Origin of the sequence: Pseudomonas sp. HAR-UPW-AIA-41, from assembly GCF_002304225.1 — a bacterium.
Lineage (GTDB): Bacteria > Pseudomonadota > Gammaproteobacteria > Pseudomonadales > Pseudomonadaceae > Aquipseudomonas.
This window is the reverse complement of sequence record NZ_NSLB01000006.1, coordinates 1-15568: the sequence shown is the minus strand read 5'-3', so window position 1 is coordinate 15568 and position 15568 is coordinate 1. Positions and strand designations below refer to the sequence as shown.

The 15568-nt window shown below is 64.1% G+C and carries 6 protein-coding genes and 2 pseudogenes; 1 reads left to right on the top strand and 7 read right to left on the bottom strand.

What is annotated here, in order from left to right; translation table 11 throughout:
* Positions 1-180: 180 nt before the first annotated feature.
* Positions 181-1068 (bottom strand): AraC family transcriptional regulator, encoded by an 888-nt coding sequence (locus CK486_RS12575; RefSeq protein WP_095940664.1) that lies wholly within the window; start codon positions 1066-1068, stop codon positions 181-183.
* 180 nt (positions 1069-1248) lie between these two features.
* Between CK486_RS12575 and CK486_RS12570 the strand changes: the two genes are divergently transcribed.
* Positions 1249-2421: an iron-containing alcohol dehydrogenase gene (locus tag CK486_RS12570; RefSeq protein WP_095940663.1), complete on the top strand. Its 1173-nt coding sequence runs from the start codon at positions 1249-1251 to the stop codon at positions 2419-2421.
* A 242-nt stretch (positions 2422-2663) separates the two neighbouring features.
* On the opposite strand, the gene CK486_RS12565 is transcribed toward CK486_RS12570, so the two are convergent.
* From CK486_RS12565 to CK486_RS12550, 6 genes and pseudogenes are all read right to left on the bottom strand, one after another.
* Entirely contained in the window at positions 2664-4154 is a 1491-nt protein-coding gene (locus tag CK486_RS12565) for a TolC family protein (RefSeq protein ID WP_095940662.1), read from the bottom strand.
* Positions 4155-4203: 49 nt separating this feature from the next.
* Positions 4204-7197 (bottom strand): Ig-like domain-containing protein, encoded by a 2994-nt coding sequence (locus tag CK486_RS17965; protein ID WP_256574422.1) that lies wholly within the window; start codon positions 7195-7197, stop codon positions 4204-4206.
* Positions 7198-7216: 19 nt separating this feature from the next.
* Positions 7217-7798 (bottom strand): annotated as a pseudogene (locus tag CK486_RS18320) (autotransporter-associated beta strand repeat-containing protein); the annotation flags it as partial.
* A 208-nt stretch (positions 7799-8006) separates the two neighbouring features.
* Positions 8007-11372, bottom strand: a pseudogene (locus CK486_RS18315) (DUF4347 domain-containing protein); the annotation flags it as partial.
* A 141-nt stretch (positions 11373-11513) separates the two neighbouring features.
* Positions 11514-12398, bottom strand: coding sequence for a sulfotransferase (locus CK486_RS12555; protein ID WP_095940661.1), 885 nt, complete (start codon positions 12396-12398; stop codon positions 11514-11516).
* Between the two features lie 949 nt (positions 12399-13347).
* The gene (locus CK486_RS12550; protein WP_176481703.1) at positions 13348-15444 is read right to left on the bottom strand and encodes an efflux RND transporter periplasmic adaptor subunit; all 2097 of its coding nucleotides are present in this window, start codon (positions 15442-15444) and stop codon (positions 13348-13350) included.
* Between the last annotated feature and the right edge of the window lie 124 nt (positions 15445-15568).

Genomic DNA, 15568 nt, shown 5'->3' with positions numbered 1-15568 from the left:
CAACACGCATGGCATTGCGGGCAGGTTGAGCAGGAAAAAGGCCATTCGTGACAAAAAGACTCGGCAGCGCTCGCCCTCCCACTCCGCCAGCCCCTTGTCACGCCAGTCAATAAGACTGCCCTGACCACCTCAGAGTATCAGTGCTGAACAATCTCCAAATCCAACTTAGGGATGCACGGGTTAAACCCGCTCCTGCTGGCTATCGCGCATCAGTTGAGCCGGGCTGTGGCCGAAATAGCGCTTGAACTCGCGACTGAACTGCGAGGCGCTTTCATAACCGACCTGATCAGCAGCGACATAGGCTTTCATGCCCTGCTGAACGATAAAGTCACGCGCCTTGCTCAGGCGGATTTTCTTCAGATACTGCAGCGGCGAATCATCGGTGACTTGCTTGAAGGCGCGATGAAACGCCGAGCTGCTCATATTGGCCTGGCGGGCCAGTTTCTCGACATCCAGATGCTGAGCATAGTTGTGCTGGATCAGCTGTAGCGCACGCGCCACCCGAGCAAAATGGCCGTTGTGCGAGGCCAGTGCATACAGGGCGGCGGCCTGGCTGCCCTGCAGGGCACGGTAAAAAATCTCGCGCAGCAGGCCCGGGCCAAGAATACGCCGCTCGCTGGCGCTACCCAGACAACGAATCAACCGACCTAGGGCGTCGAGCATCTCTGCCTCAAGCGGCACCGGGGCGATGACGCGCGGCATAGCCTGCTCCGCCTCATCAGACGAGAGTGCAGCCGTTCCTAACTCGTCGATCAACGCATTGAGCTGGGGCAGATCGATATCAATATACAGACCGAGCAAGGGGTCCTCGGGGCTGGCGAAAGTCTCGCACTCGAAGGGCAAGGTGGCGGAAACCAGCAAGTAGGTATCCGCGTCATAGACGAACTGTCTGCCACCCAAATAGCCAACCTTGGTGCCCTGCGCAACGATACAGATCCCCGGGTCGTACACCAGCGGGGCACGAGCGATGGCTTGGCGCGAGGCGAAGAAGCGCACGCCGGGCAGGCCCGTTTCCGAGAAACCATCGGGCAGGTTGAGGGCCCGCAACAAGGCTGCCAATGATTGCATCACCGCCCCAAGAACAAACAGAATTAGGCAACGAATCTACCATTATCAACGATAAATCCATAGCCAGAGATAGCTTTAGGCAAATATTAGCCACTAATAGGTGTTTGTCATTCCGGTCCATTTACCCAAAATGCAGGCCATCGGCTCACCGCGAGCCTCTGCAACACTGAGGGTAAAACCATGCTGAACTTCAATTTCTACAATCCCACCCAAATCGTCTTCGGTCAGGGCCAACTCAGCCAGCTAGATAGCCTGGTGCCAAAGAAGGCGAAGGTGATGATCACTTACGGCGGCGGCAGCGTGGTGCGTAACGGCGTGCTCGACAAGGTGAAGGCCGAGCTAGCCAAGTCGGCGCGCAGCGTGAGCGAATTCGGCGGCATCGAAGCTAACCCCAAGTTCGAGACAGCCATGCAAGCCGTCGATCGCGTTCGCGCCGAGCAGATCGACTTTCTGCTCGCGGTGGGAGGCGGCTCGGTGATGGATGCCACCAAGTTCATCGCCCTCGCTGCCGCCAATACCGAATACCAGGCCAAGGAAGACCAGCTGCTTATTCACGGCTTCAACCCAGTGCCGGTGAATAACGCGATTGCCCTGGGCACCGTGGCCACCCTACCGGCAACTGGTTCGGAAATGAACTGCTTCGCGGTGATCAGCCGCGGGGAAGACAAGCTGCCGGTGTACAGCCCGCTGACCTTCCCCACGTTCTCGATTCTGGACCCGGAGCTAACATACACCCTGCCGGCTATTCAGGTTGCCAACGGCGTCGTGGATGCCTTCGTGCATGTGGTCGAGCAGTACCTCACCTACCCTGTGGATGCACGCTTCCAAGACCGCGCCGCTGAGGGCATCCTGCAAACCCTGCTGGAAATTGGCAAAACCACCGTGGACGAGCCGACAAACTACGCTGCGCGCTCGAATCTGGTGTGGAGCGCCACAATGGCCTTGAACGGACTGATCGGTTCGGGCGTGCCGCACGATTGGAGTGTGCACATGCTCGGCCACGAACTGACCGCACTGTTTGGCATCGACCACGCGCAAAGCTTGGCCGTGGTGTTGCCGTCGATGTGGCGTGTACGTCGGGAACCCAAGCGCGAAAAGCTGCTGCAATTCGCCGAGCGCGTGTGGGGCATCACCGAAGGCAGTGACGATGTACGCATCGACGCCGCAATCGTCAACACCGAAGCCTTCTTCAACAGCCTAGGCATTGCCACCCGCCTGTCGGCACACGGCATCGACCAGCAAGGTATTGAACGCGTACTTCAAGCGCTGGAGAAGCACGGCATGGTTGCGCTTTCTGAGCGCGGTGATGTGACCCTAGAGGTTTCTCGCCAAGTGCTGGAACTAGCGTTGTAGGCACTCACCGGCACACAGCACTTTCTGTGTGCCGGTAATTTACAGAGACAGCGCAACCCCTTCCTCTGGCCGGCGCGCAAACTGCTAAAGCTGCGTGCCTCAAGCGTTTCTACCCGCCGAGTATTGATCGGCGAACTTCAATGTCACCTGAATTGCTACTGGCGGCATGGACTGGCATTGATGTAGGGCGGGGAGCAACCACAGCTCGATTTATCCCAGCTGCGCTACCCCCATCTCAAGGACTAGGGATTTAGCTGCCCCATAGAGAGTCTTGACTCCCCGTCCTGCAGCACTTGAGCCAAAGTGGACAATCGGGTGTCAGGAACACTGGACGGCAGCAGATCGACCCCCGCACTGACAAATACCTGATTGTAGGCATTACGGAGATCGGCATACGCCAGGTCACGCCTTAGCTGAGCCTGCAGGGCATTCAGCTCGCCCTGGATCAGCTCCAGCTCACCGATACTCTGGGTGCTGTAGCGGTTACGCAGTTGCTCGGCGATCTGACCGTCCAGATCGGCCAACTGCTGGCTGGTCTGAAACTGACGGCGGGCTTCTGCGTAGTTGGCGTTAGCCACGTAAAGCTGTGCGAGGATGGCCATGGACATGGCCTGGCGACGGGCATTGGCGACCTCCTGGCCTGTTTTGGCAACATCGATAGCCATCGGTGCAGAGAGCACGTTGAACAGGTTCCAGGTGACCTTAACGCCGTAGTCCGCCCAACTCTGGTTTACCAGGAAGCTGTTGCTGTCAGAGTGACCACCGGCAGAGAACTCCAGACCGGGCAACAGGCGCAGCATGGCCTTGCGGGTCTCGGCGGCGCTGATTCGGGCCTGATAGTCCTGCTCTCGCAGTTCAGGGCGGCTGGCCAGGGCCTGATGCTCCAGTTGGGAGAAGTCAACCTTCAGCTCGGGCAGCGTGTAACCGTCGCTGGCAGCCAACTGGAAGTCGGTATTCAGTGGCAGGTTGATGAGCGCGGCCAGTTCGGTCTTGGCCAGGGACAACGCACGACGCTGTTCCTCCAACTGACGGGTGGCCTCGATCAAGGCTCTCTGGTAGCTCAGCGCTTGCACTGGATCACCAATCCGCTGAGCACTCAGGTTACGGCTGTCGGTACGGGCTTGATCGACGCGAGTCATGAGGCTGTCGATCTGCTTGAGCAACCGCTCGGCGGCAACAGCTCGCCAATAAGCGGAGCGTACGTCCTGGGTAATGGTGTGGATGACCTTGCGGCGGCGCTCCTCGACAATCAGGCGCTGGTCGGCCTGCTGCTTGGCGCTGACATAGCTGACACCGAAGTCGAGTACGTTCCACACCAAGGTGAGGTCAGCTACGTTACGGTCGCGGTCCTGAGAGGTGGAGGGCTCCAGGGACTGGGAGCCAGTCTCGATGCTGCGGCTGCTGGAAGCACTGACGTTATTTCGACCTGCATAGCCGGCGGATAACGCCATGCGCGGCAGCATGTCGAAGGTCGCTAAGTCCAGCTGGCGCTCGGCTAGAGCATGCTCCATCACCTTCAGGCGAGCCTCAAGGTTGTACTTGATGGCCCGGGCCATTGCCTCATTCAGGGACAGGGGCCCACTAAGGGGCTCCTGGTCCTTAAACATGCTGGAGATATCCGCCCTTGCGCGTGCTTCGCTCTCGCTGCGGTCGATCGGCTGGGTAGTAACGGCACACCCACTGATGGCCAAGGCCAACAGACTGGCGGTAAAGAGCTTGTAGGTCTGGTTCATGCTGGCAGCCGCCCCCTGGTACGGCAAGGTAGTTCCCTTTCTTGTCATGTCAGCCACGGGTTGTGGCCCCCGCCACCTGCCCGAGGGCCTGGGCCAACTCGCGCACGGGGCGCATGTCGGCTTCTTTCATGGCGTTCAGTTGCTGGCCAAGAGTGGGGGCACCGGTCAGGCTCCGCCCATTTTTGCCAGTGTCCCCAACACGCCATTGTTTGCCGTCAAATACCTTAAATTGCATATCCTGCTGTGGCACATCTTTGCCAAACATGCTGGACAAGCTGCTGGTGCCGAACACGCCGCCGTCGCCCCCGCCGAAGCCGAGGAAACCACGCCCGCCGCCGTCACTGGCGCTACTGTCGCTGCTGGCAAAGACCTGGGCGATGTAGCTGGGCGCCAGGGCGTTTGGGTTCATGAAGATGCTGTCCACGGTGGGCACCCCGCTGCCCAGAGTCGGCTGCTCGAACAGCGGCGGCGGTAGCAACGGCGAAGTGGTGCTGGACGGTGGCACGCTGGGTACGCTGGGCTGGATCGGTGCGGTCGGCGTGGTTGGCACGCTGGGCGTCGGGTTAGCACGGAATTCCGGGTCGCCCTCGACCCCACCCAACACGTAGCCCACGGTGACGAAGTTGTTCGCCATGGCGTTGCCGACGGTGTCGGTGATGCCGCTGCCGGCGGCCGCCAGGGACAGCCCGAGGGTGCCCTGACCGGTGACACCGCTGACGGTGACGCGGTAGGTGCGCGCATCCACCTGCACCAGTGACAGAAGCGTGCCGCTGGCGCTGCCGCTGGTGGCCAGGGCGAAGTCGGCCAGGTCGACGCCGCTGACGTCCTCGCTGAAGGTCACGGTGAAGCTGAGGGTGGTGTCGCGGGTCGGCGAGGTACCATCGATGGCGATGTTGGTGATCTGCGGAGCGGCGGCATCCACAAGCACACCGGCACTGGAACCCACGTTGTTGAGCACGGTCTGGGCATTGTTGCCGGCGGCATCGCGCAAGGTCGCGCCGTTGGCATCGAGGCTGGCGCCGACGGCGATGCCGTTGCTGTCCTGCTGGCCGCTGGCGACGGTGAGGCGGAACACTAGGGCGGTGCCGCCCGAACCGCTGAGGTAGTTGGCGTAGACGGTGCCGCCTGTGTCAAGGGTGATGGCCAGGCGCGGCGTACCGCCGGAGGTGTCAACGGTCACGGCTTCATCGAAGTTCACCGTGAAGTCGAGGGTGTCGCCGGTCAGGTAGGTGCCGTTGGCCGGCACGCCGACGGAGGTGACGGCCGGGGCCCGGCTGTCGATGGCGTAGTTGTTGGAGTCGGTGGTGCCGCTGCCGGTGTTGCCGGCGGCATCGGTGTAGCCGGTGTTGTCCAGGGTGATCAGGTTGGTGGTGTCGGTGACGTTGTTGCTCGGCGTCAGGGTCGCCGTCCAGGTGATGCCGCCGTCATTCGAACTGAGGCCGCTCAGGCTGCCGTTGGCGACGCTGAAGTCCGTCGTGGTCAGCCCACTCACCGCCTCGCTGAAGGTGATGGTGACGGTGGTGCCCTGCCCGGCCTTCAGCGCGGTGTCGGTGACCACGATGGTGGCGGTCGGGCGCTGAGTGTCGATGGCGTAGTTGGTGGAGTCGGTGGTGCCGCTGCCGGCGTTGCCGGCGACATCGGTGTAGCCGGTGTTGTCCAGGGTGATCAGGTTGGTGGTGTCGGTGATGTTGTTGCTGGGCGTCAGGGTCGCCGTCCAGGTGACGCCACCGTCGTTGGAGCTGAGGCCGCTCAGGGTGCCGTTGGCAACGCTGAAGTCCGCCGTGGTCAGCCCGGTCACCGCCTCGTTGAAGGTAATGGTGACCGTGGTGGTCTGCCCGGCTTTCAGCACGGTGTCGGTGACCAGGATGGTGGCCGTCGGACGCTGGGTGTCGATGGCGTAGTTGACCGAATCGGTGGTGCCACTGCCGATGTTGCCCACCTGGTCCATCACCCCGGTGTTGTCGAGGGTGATGACATTGGTGGCGTCGGCGATGTTGGCGCTGGGGGTGAAGGTCGCCGTCCAGGTCAGGCCGCCATCGCTGGTACTGAGCCCGCTCAGGCTGCCGTTGGCCACGCTGAAGTCGGCAATGTCCAGGCCGGTGACCCGCTCATTGAAGGTCACGGTGACGGTGGCGGTCTCGCCGATGCGCAAGGCCGTGTCGCTGAGGGTGATGCTGGTGGCCGCCGGGCGCACGCCGTCCACCACCAGGGCCTTGTTGGCGCCCAGGGAGCCGGCGGCGCCGGGGGTCGGCAGGGTGAGGATGGCGTTCTGGTTGGCGCCGTCCTTGATGGTGCCGCCGTTCAGGCTCAGGGCCGAGCTGGAGGTGTAGTCGAGGTCAGCTGAGCTGTCGCCGGCTTGCACGGTGTAGCTGAAGCTCAGGGTGTCGGTGCCTGAGCCAGACACGTAGTTGAGCACGCGGTCGGTGGCGCCGGTCTCCAGGGTCAGGGTCGGGGTACCGGTCACGTTCACCGCGCTGTCGAAGCGCACGATGACGGTGATGACGTCGCCGATCTTGTAAGTGCCGTTGGCGGTGCTGGAAGAGACGCTGGTGACGGTCGGCGCGATGGGCGCGGTCAGGGTCAGGTCGTTGCCGCTGCCGCCGATGTAGCTGGTGGTCAGCTCGGTGCCGTTGCCCGACGCATTGATCTTGGTGCCCTCGGTGACGCCGCTGAAGGTGCCGGTCACGGCATCGGCGGCATCGTTGACGATCACCGTGTAGCTGTCGCCGCTGCCGGCCGCGTAGCCGTGGGTGACCGCCAGGGCAGCGCCGGAGACATCGACGGCGCCGTTGACCACCACCCGGTCGTAGCCGGTGCCGGCGGTGGTGCCGTTGATGTCCAGAGCCAGGGTGCTACCCGAGGCCAGGGTCAGGTTGCCGTTGACGGTCAGGGTGGCAACGCCTGTGCCGCCCGGGGACAGGGTGCCGCCGCTCTGCACGGTGACATCGCCGCCCAGGGTGCCGCTGCCGGCCAGGGTCGCGCCGCTGGGCCACGGTGGTGGCGCTGTTGGTGCTGCCGTCGACCACCAGGGTGCCCGCCGCAACAGTGGTGGCGCCGCTGTTGGTGTTGCTGCCGGAGAGGGTCAGGTTGCTGGCGCCGGTCTTGGTCAGGCTGCCGGTGCCGCTGATGGTGCCGGACAGGGTAGCGGCGGCGCCGGCATTGACGGTGACCAGGCCGGTCAGCGCCAAGGCGTTGTCGATGGTGGTGTTGCCGGTGATCTGCAGCGTGGTGCCGTTGGCCAGGTTGAGGCTGCCGGCGCCCAGGTTGGCGTCGCTGGCGATGCTCAGGGTGCCGGCGTTGACGCTGGTGCTGCCGGTGAAGGTGTTGCTGCCGGTCAGCGTGAGGGTGCTGGCACCGGACTTGGTCAGGCTGTTGCTGCCGCTGATCACCCCGGACAGGGTAGTGTCGGCGCCGGTGTTGACCGTGGCGCTGCCGCTGAGGGCGATGGCGTTGTCGATGGTGGTGGCGCTGGTCACCGCCAGGGTCGAGCCGGAGGCCAGGGTAACGGTGCCGTTGCCTAGGTTGCTGTCGCTGGCGACGCTGAGGGTGCCGGCGCTCACGGTGGTGGCACCGTAGGTGTTGCTGCCGGACAGGGTCAGGGTGTTGACTCCCGACTTGGTCAGGGTGAAGGCACCGCTGATCACCCCGGACAGGGTGGCGTTGGCCGCTGCGCTGACCGTGGCATTGCCGCCGAGAACGATGGCGTTGTCGATGGTGGTGGCGCTGGACACCAACAGGGTGCTGCCGGCGGCCAGGTTCACCGCACCCGAGCCCAGGTTGCCGTCGCTGCTCACGCTCAGGGTGCCGGCGCTCACATAGGTGGCGCCGTAGCTTGTTGCTGCCGGACAGGGTCAGGGTGCCGCTGCCGGTCTTCGTCAGGTCGTAGGCACCGCTGATGGCAGCGCTGAGGGTGACAGCGTTGCTGTTGCCGATGCTGCTGTTGCCGGCCAGGACAATGGCGTTGTCGATGGTGGTAGCGCCCGTGACGTCGAGCACAGTTCCACCCGCTAGGTTGACCGTGCCGCCGCCCAGGTTGCTGTCACCGGTGATCGACAGGGTGCCGCCGGACACGGTGGTCATGCCGCTGTAGGTGTTGCTGCCGGAAAGGGTCAGGGTACCGCTGCCCTGCTTGACTAGCGAGCCGATGCCGGAGATCACTCCGACGGTGGTGGTGGTGTTATCCCCCCCGGCGGTGAGTGTGTAGCTGCCCAGCTGGATGCTGGCATTGGCGTTGTTGCTTGCCAGGCTGCCGAAGGTCTGATTCGAGAGCAGCGTCAGGACGCTGTTGCCGTTGACCCGCACGGTGCTGCTGTCGGCCATGGAGGCGTCGCCATTGAGCTTCAGCCAGGCGTAGTTAGCCAGCAGGGTGGCGCCGGTGTAGGTGTTGGTGCCGGAAAACGTGGTCGAGTAGGTGGCGGAACCGCTCTGACTGAAAACCATTCCACCGGTGCCGCTGATGGAGCCGGAGAAGGTGGTATCCGCCGTCTGGGTGCTGGTGAGACTGAAACTGCCGAGCGTCACCGAGCCGGCGCCGGAGAGGTTGCCGATCGCCTCGTTGCCAGCCAGGGCCAGGGTGGCGCCTGCGGCGACGGACACGCTGCTGTTGGAGGAGATCGCATCCCCGCCACTGGCCGTCAGGGTGCCGGCGCTGATGGTGGTGGCACCGGAGAAGGTATTGGCGGCGCCGGAGAGGGTCAGGTTGCCGGCCCCAGTTTTGGTCAGGGCGCCGCTGCCGGCAATGGTGCTGGAGATGGTCGCGGTGTCGCCGGCGCCGTGGGTGAAGGTCTGCGTCGTGCCGGCGCCCAAGGTGATGGTGCCGCCGCTGAGGATCAGGCCGCTGGCCTGGTCCATGTCGAGGGTCAGGCTCTCGTTGATCGAACCAGCATTGAGGTTGAGCGTCTGGCCAGCCAGGTTGCTAGCAAAGACGATGGTCTGGGTGCCGGTGCTGTCGGCCGCGGCGATAGCCACGGCCTCGCTGAAGCTGGTGCCGTTGCTGGCGTCGATGGTCGCGGTGTCGGTGGTATTGGTGACGTAGATGAAGTCCGTCGCCACCGTGACGTTGGCCGTGGCACTGGCGCCGGCACCGTCATTCAGGGTGATCTTGACGTTGGCGTCGCCGGCCGGCGTGTCGTTGCGATAAGTGATGCGCTTCGCCACGTCGTTGACCAGCGCGGTAGTGGCCGCCGTGCCACTGCTGGTGAAGGTGATGGTCAGCACGCCATTGGTATTGGTGAAGGTGGCGAAGGTCAGCCCCCCCGCCTGCAGGTTGTTGCCGCTGACGGTGAACAGCGCGCTGGCGGTGTCGAAGTCCAGCAAGTCGGAACTTACCGCCGTGCCGTTGCGCTGGACCACCAGGCTGGCACCTGACCAGTTGCCGTTGCCGCCGTTCAGCGCGCCCAACTCGGCATCGGCCAGGCTGGCGTTGCTGCCCACGTCGAGGCGCACAGTATTGCCCACGCCGCCCCAGGCGACGCTGTCACCGTTGAGGTTGCCGAGGGTGGGCGCGGCGTTGGAAGTCCAGGTCGAGTCGGTCACACCACCGATGCCGGTGACGATGGACTCGTTACCCGTGTTCGAGCCGGCTCCGGTACTACCCGCAGGCTGGGAGTTCTGTCCCGTGCCGCCAGCGCCCCCCTGGCCATAGTTGCTGGAGCTGGTGACGGTTCCACTCTCGTAATACAAGGTGCCCCGGTTGAGGATCCCGCCCACCCCCTGGCCCCCATCGGCAGCTTTGACGGTGTAGCTGCTGCCGCCACCACCGCCGCCCGCACCCAAGTTGTTGGATATGCTGGTGGAGGAAATGTAGACCGTGGCGCCCGCACCGATGTACATGCCGCCCACGGCATTGCCGCCCCGACCGCCACCGTTGCCAGCGGATGCACCGGAGCCCGCACCGCCACCGCCGATGAACCCGGAGCCGACACTACCCGCTTGGCCGCCAGAGCCACCAGCAGACAGACCTGGAACGGCGGCGCCGCCCGCACCGCCCATGGTGCTCCCGCCCTTGCCCGCCTGATCGGCTATACCTGCATTACCTCCTGTGCCTCCGGTGCCACTGCCTCCCAGACTACCCTGGAAACTCGGGGAGTAGTTACCGCCATTGCCCCCACCAACTGAGGCGAAACCGCCGCCGCCACCGCCGCCGTAACCATAGCTACCTCCACTGCCACCGCCGTTGCCGCCGCCGCCAGCGGCCTTGTTGGCGGTGATGGCGGAGTTTTTCAGGGTCAGCACCCCGCCTACCACGTAGATGCCGCCCCCCAGGGCGTCTCCGCCTGCCAGGGTGTTGTAGGCACCACCATTGCCGGACACCAGCCCCTTGGTGATCACCAGGCCATCCAGGGTGACGTTGCCGGCGGTCATGACGAACACGCGGCTGGTGTGGTTGGCGTCGATGGTCACGTCGGCCGTGCCGTTGTTGTCCAGGTCACCGTCGATGGTCAGGTTCTTGCTGAGCAGCAACTGCCCACTGGTGAGACCGACCGTCATGCTCGACTGGAAGGTGATGGTGTCTCCTGCCTGGGCCGAAGCGATGGCGTTCCTGAGGGTGCCGGCCCCTGCGTCGGCGTTGCTGGTGACGGTGATGGTCGCCAGGTCGTGGCCATAGGCGGCGGTACTGGCACTGCTCAGTGCCGAGGTGGCCTCGATGGTCCCGGTGGTGATCTCCAGGGTCCAGTCGCCACGGCTGCCGGTGCGATCATCGGAGGCCGCCACGTCACGCCCGGTGAGGGACGCCAGGGATTCGACGAACGCACGGCCGGTATCACCGCCTGCGGTGTTGCAGGCGTAGATGAGGATGTCGCCGCCGGCCTTGATGCCCGAGCCCACCTGGGCCAGGGACTGGCTGTAGTTCGCCAGGGTGCCCTGGTTGAGGTAGCTGGTGCCGAGCCACAGGTCGCCCTCGTTGCCGTGGGCGATGATCTGGATCGAATCCTGCCCGCCGTGCTGGCTCAGGTAGTCGGCCATCTGCTCGACGCCGTCCTTGGTCGCGTCGAGGTAGACGACCTTGGCATCCGGGCTCACGCCCTGCAGCAGCTTGTCGGCATCCGAGACCCGCGAATCGACGAATACCACCGTGCTCCCGTGCCCGCTGGAGGTGGGCGCGGCGGCGGTGGCTGGCGTGGTGTCATGAGGCTGCGCGGCGTCAGTGGGAGCCGCATGGCTCTCGGCCGTGGCGGCGACCTCTTGGGTCGTGGCCGCGACCGCGCCGTCGAACATCACCCGCTGTTCCAGCGCCATCGCCAGGGCAGGCGGGTATGCACCAGTGGCCAGGTTTGCGGACGGCAGCTCACGGGCTTGCGGCTTGCCGTTCTTGTTCGATTTAGTCCACCACATGGCGAATACCTCTGGGCACTGATTTCACTGAATCGCAGCGGGTTGTTGGGGCGAGGAAGCGTCCGTGACGGCGCGCCCACCGGTGTTGCGGATGACGTTGGCGCGGCTGTTGCGCCCGTCTTCCCAGAAACTCAGGCTGGCGTACTGCTCGAACAGGTCCGGCGGCAGGATGCTCTGGCGCTGTTCGATGGATACCTTCGGCCGCACCTTGTGCAGCCCCTTCAAGCCCAGGGCCTCGTCAAACTCGGGTGCGTCGTACTCGATGTGTTCGAAGTCATGCTCGAACCACGGCTCCCCGAGGAACTCGTAGACCAGGCGCAGGATCTTCTCCGGTGCCCGGGCCAGCAGGTCGTAATCGACGATCAACAGCGAATCGGCCTGCTCGCTGTAATACGCCTCCTTCAGCGCCGCCCAGGCGAACCCCACCAGGCGGTTGCGTTGGGCCAGGGTCTCGACCCGGCTGTAGACGTTGTTGCGCTCGGCGTCATCGTTGAACAGCTTGGTGTTCTCGTAGGGGTTGGCGCGGTACAGGCGCTCGATGCTGTCCATCACCCAGGCCACGTTGCGCACGCAGGCGATGACCTTGGCACGGGGGAACAGGTCCTGGATGGCCGGCAGCTTGGAGGTCCAAAGGCGGTTGGTGTCGAACACCACCTGCTTGTCGGCCTGATCGGCGTAGTAGCTGTTGAACAGCCCTTGCAACAGGCGGCGGCGTTGGGCCTGCTGGATCACCGGGCCGAATTCGCTGCCGGCACTGAACTGGTTCAGCATCCCGGAGAACAGAGCCCCGATCGGGCTGGTCATGCCCGCATGGAAGCGCGGGTTCTGCCGCAGCAGCGCCGCCAGTAGTGTGGAACCCGAGCGTGGCAGCCCCGAGATGAAGTGATAGGTGGGGGATGGATGGATCATGGTCTGCGTGTACGCTTGCCTATTGGTGAGTCAGTGATCCGAGATGAAGGACACCGGTAACGCAAGGTACCGATGGCACACATATCTTATGTTTGTGAGGGGAAGCTATCGTCCAACATGATGATGCAACTTGCCCCGAGGATCAGATCGAATAAACGCTGACTGATTGCGAAAAAACTGCGCTAACGCCTTGAGACGGAGGGATTTTCCCAAATGAATCAGCGCCCCCACCCTGCTCAAGCAAATCACTACCATTGCAGGAGAACAACGCATCATGGGTAAGTAGAGCTGGCCAACCGTCAAGCAACCTCGCAAATCTGTCTGTTCGAAGTTGGTCCGACCGACCTCCTCAATGGCGAACTGTTCAGCATAGAGAGAACTCACCCGGTAATATCCGACACGGTTTTCGAACCGCCGACCAGATAAAAGCTCGCAGGCCTGACGGGCGCAAAAGAGCTTCGGTTTAAAAGCACTCCCCGTTGATGCTACCAAGCGAAGACTCAAGGTCTGGAAAGACATACGGCATGCATCCATGCTGGCCCCGAGAGCAAAATCTATAACAGATGTTGCAGCTTGCCCCCGGAGCATATACGAGACTCTCAACAAGACACCACCGATAATCGTCACGCACCAGCCGCTGAAATGAATGTGACGAGACATTCACAACTGGCGAAGTGAAAGCTTCTCCAACACATTGGAGTCAGCGCGGCCACTTGCCATACAAAGCTCAACTAGCGACATTTAGTCTGCTTCATCGTCGGCGGTAAAGATCTGCGCTAGCAGCGAGTAAAGCGACCGTATGTTCGTATCTTTAATCGGCACCAAACGTACAGGGCTACCAAAAGGCACCTCTAGTCACAGCGACATTTCGAGCACAGGTAACAGATCGAAGCATTAAGGTACGTCTGGTGTAACACTACATAGAAGCGCTCTTGCTCTACATCCTGACCTAAAAGCCGCTTTCTCTCACAGCCAATGCAGCAAGACGACGCAAAGCGGAACCCAGCACTGACTGTCGCCTACCCTCCAGCACCACAACCCCGCGCACAGGCTGGTCGGCGGCTGGCTGGTCATTCAGCAGGCTGAGGCGCACGCCGTACTGGGCATGGACCGGCTCGGCGCGTTGCTGGGCATTGCGTCGCACGGCCACCTGGCCGTGGTGGTCGGAGGCCAAGCTCTCCAATTCCAGGAAGGCGACGCCGGTGGTGTCCACCTCGTCCAGGCGCACCGGCAGGGCCGGCCGCGCCGGGTCGTCGGCGATGAAGCGGCCTTCGGTGCCCGGCGCGACCCGCCAGAGTTCCTCCTCGGCCAGGTAGCCACGCAGGCGCAACCCGGGGGCGATCACCCGGGCCAGGGGCTCACCGCTGTGCAGCCAGCGGCCCACCACCAGGTCCGGCGGCAGGTCACGCACCACGCCTGCCAGGGACGCGCGCAATTGAAGGCGCTCGCGCTTGGCGGCCAGGCCGCGGTATTCGGCCACGGCCTCGGCCAACTGCTGCTCGATCACCCCTGTGTCGGCGACGGTCTCGCTGCGCCCGGACTGGCGTCGCAATTGCAACTGGAGGATGTCGATCTCGCGGCGGACGATGCCCTGGCGCGCGTCCAGGTCAGGGGACTCCAGCTCCACCAGCAGAGCGCCCTGCTCCACCGTGTCGCCGTCCTTCACCCGCACCGCCTTGACCCGTGCACCTATCGGTGCGTGCAGAGTGCCGGTGCGCGCGGCCTCCAACATGGCCGGCACCTCTACGGCGTTACGCCAGGGCACCAGCAACGCCAGCAGCACCAGCCCCAGGGCCGAGCCGGTGAGCAGCACCTTGCGTGGGTCGGCCTGGTCGCGGCGTTGCCACCACTCGCCGAACTCCTTCCAGATCGGCAGGCCGATGAACCACACCAGCTCCACCAGCATCAGGAAGATGCCCAGCACCTTGAAGAACAGGTGATACACCGTCAGCGCGATACCAAAGAACAGCGCCGCACGCCAGATCCAGGCCCCGTAGCCCCACACCAGCAGACGCCGGCGCATAGCCTCGGGCCAGGGCTCGGGGGCCGGCTCGCCGTAGCCGAACAGCGCCTCGCGCAGTCGCCAGCGGCATAGGGCGAAGGAGCGGTTCTGTAGGTTCTCCACTTCCCACAGGTCGCTGAGCAGGAAGTAGCCGTCGAAGCGCATGAAGGGGTTGAGGTTGATCGCCAAGGTGGTGATCCAGGTGGCGCTGGAGAGCATGAAGGCCGCAGTGCGCACTGGCCCGTCCGGCAGCAACGACCAGGCCAGCAGCGCCAGCACAGCCAGCAACAGCTCGGCCAGCACCCCACCGGCGCCGATCAGCAGCCGCGAGCGGCGGTCCTGCACCCTCCAGGCGTCGCTGACGTCGGTGTAGAACATCGGCAGCAGCACCATGAAGGCCAGCCCCATGCTCTGCACTCGGCAGCCGGCGCGTTTGGCCATGAAGGCGTGGCCAAACTCGTGGCAGAGCTTGGCAAAGGTCAGCGCGATGCCGAAAGCTAGGGCGCCACCCAGACTGAACAGGTGCGGGAAGGTGGCCAGGTAGCGCTCCCACTCCCGCGCCACCAGGAACAACCCGAACAACAGGATCACCGGCAGCCCACACCGCAGCAGCCAGGGCCCGTTGCGTTCCAGCACCGGCCAGGCACGGTTGAGGAAGCGGTCCGGCCGCCACAGCGGGATGCGGAAGAATAGGTACTGGTGTAGCACCTGCTGCCACAGGCTGTGCCGCGTGCTGGCGCGCTTGAGGCTGTAGCTGGCGCGCTGTTCCGGGTCGAGGGCGGCGATCAGGTCGTGCCCGCGCAGGAAGCGCAGCATCTGCTCCAACTCACCGGTCCCGAGTTGCGCGCCCGGCTCGGCGTTGGCTGCTGCCAGCACCGCGCGGGGATCACCCAGAGACCAGTGGCGCAGCAAGCGCACGGCCGCCACACCGAGCTTGAAATAGCGGCCGCGCAGCGGGTCGACCAGGGTCCATTGCGGGGCGCCCTGGCGGGTTGGCGCAGCGGCGGACAGCTGCAAGTCGGAACGCAAGGCCGGCAGCATCACAACCCCAGATTCTGGCGCAGCGCCGCCAGGGGCCGGCGCAGCAGGTAATAGGCCAGTGGCGCACGGGCGCCGAACAGCTTGGCGGTGCCGCGCAGACCGATGCGCGGCGGGGCGTCGGCGAAGG

What these genes read in the sequence shown, in the direction of transcription:
- CK486_RS12565 (WP_095940662.1), bottom strand. Translation starts at nt 4,154, where the DNA reads ATGAACCAGACCTACAAGCTCTTTACCGCCAGTCTGTTGGCCTTGGCC.
- CK486_RS12575 (WP_095940664.1), bottom strand. Translation starts at nt 1,068, where the DNA reads ATGCAATCATTGGCAGCCTTGTTGCGGGCCCTCAACCTGCCCGATGGT.
- CK486_RS12555 (WP_095940661.1), bottom strand. Translation starts at nt 12,398, where the DNA reads ATGATCCATCCATCCCCCACCTATCACTTCATCTCGGGGCTGCCACGC.
- CK486_RS12570 (WP_095940663.1), top strand. Translation starts at nt 1,249, where the DNA reads ATGCTGAACTTCAATTTCTACAATCCCACCCAAATCGTCTTCGGTCAG.